Origin of the sequence: Allokutzneria sp. NRRL B-24872, assembly GCF_002155965.1 — a bacterium.
Lineage (GTDB): Bacteria > Actinomycetota > Actinomycetes > Mycobacteriales > Pseudonocardiaceae > Allokutzneria.
In genome coordinates this window covers 1-1502 of the sequence record NZ_MUMH01000267.1, presented here as the reverse complement: position 1 = coordinate 1502, position 1502 = coordinate 1, and the positions used below count along the sequence as shown (strand labels likewise).

The following is a 1502-nucleotide window of genomic DNA, read 5'->3' as shown; positions in this document are numbered from 1 at the left end:
CTCGGCGACCACCTCAGCGGCATCTTCCTCGGCACCGGCTCCCTTCAGCAGAAGCAGGAGCAGGCGAGGCAGGAAGTCCAGGACGAGTACAGCGTCAAGGCCCGGAACCTGGTGCAGCGGATGGAGGACGATTACTCGTCCTACCTCAGCCAGTTGGCCAGCGCGCAGTCGGCCATCCTTACCCCGCCCAACGCCGTCTACAACCAGCAGGCGCTCGGCATGCCCGCGCCGCCGCTCCCGCCGACCCTGGGGGGCGGGCCGGTCGCGCCCGGCACGGCACCTGGTGCTCCTCCCGCGCCGAAGAACGCGCCCGCCGCTCCGCCGCCGCCCGTCGCGCCTAGGAACGCGCCCACGCCGCCGCCGGTGACGCCGCCCGTCGCTCCGCCGCCGGTGGCCCCGAAGGCGCCGCCGGTCCCGACCGGTGTGGCTCCGCCGCCGCTGCCCGGCGGGCTGCGCACGGCCGGAGCCCCGCCCGCGCCCGGCGGGTTGAACGCGCCGACCCCCGGTGGCCTGAACGCGCCGAACCCCGGCGTGATCAACAACCCGGGCGGGCCCCCCGCGATGAACGGGCGCAGCTTGGGCGTGCTCGGGAACAACCCGTCCCTCAACGCCGGTGCCGCGCCCACTCCGGGTGCCTTCAAGGGTGGCGCGGGCGCACCGCCCGGGCTCGGCGGATCGACGCTGGGCCAGAACGCGCTCGGCGGACAGATGACCCCGCCGCCCGCGCCGCAGGCCAACCAGTCCAAAGCGCCGCAGCAGAAGCAGCAGCGCAAGGACGCCCCGGGGCTCGGCGGCGGGATGCAGGCGCAGCAGCAGATGACGCCGCCGCCGTCGCAGGGTGCCAACGAGCGCAACCGCCCCGGTGCCCCCAAGCAGGCGGCGCAGCGCAATCCCGACGTGGCCGACGCGTTCCAGGCACCGCCGACGAACTCCTCGCCGTCGGTGCTGGGTGACCGCAAACCCACGACGCCCGCCAGGCGCGCCCCCTCCGGCACTCCGGGTTCCCAGCCCCTGAGCGGGGACTTCGTGCCGCCGGTGCTGGCCAATCCGCACCGCGGTACCGCGCCGAAGACCCACGCCGAGGAGATGCGGGCGCGGGAGCGCGCGCTGCGCGAGCGCAAGGAACGGCGTCGCGAGCTGGAGCGTCAGAACTCGGAGTTCGGTGCGGTGCCGCCACCGATCGCGGAAGCGGTCTTCGAGGGCCGCATGGCCGCGAAGGACCCGGTGGACGCGAAGCGGGAGAAGGAGGCATCGGTGCCCCAGTCGCTTCTCGGCACCCAGCCCACCGTCCTCGACCGGCGCGCCGCCCCACAGCGCTCCGCCGACCAGGTGGCGCGTGAGATCCGCAAGCAGGTCGCGGAGAGCACCGAGGAGGCGTGGGCCCCGCAGGCCGCTCCCGGTGGCCCGGTCGTGGACAAGCGGACCGAGCAGGAGTACCGCGCGGAACCCAAGCCCGACGTCCGTGCCAAGTAGCAACCGCAGCAGCGCACCGGTCCCCAGGG

General features: G+C 75.0%; 1 pseudogene. It reads left to right on the top strand.

Going from position 1 to position 1502, the window contains the following annotated elements:
- A pseudogene (locus tag CCN37_RS40460) lies at positions 1 to 1473 on the top strand (hypothetical protein); the annotation flags it as partial.
- Positions 1474 to 1502: the final 29 nt, after the last annotated feature.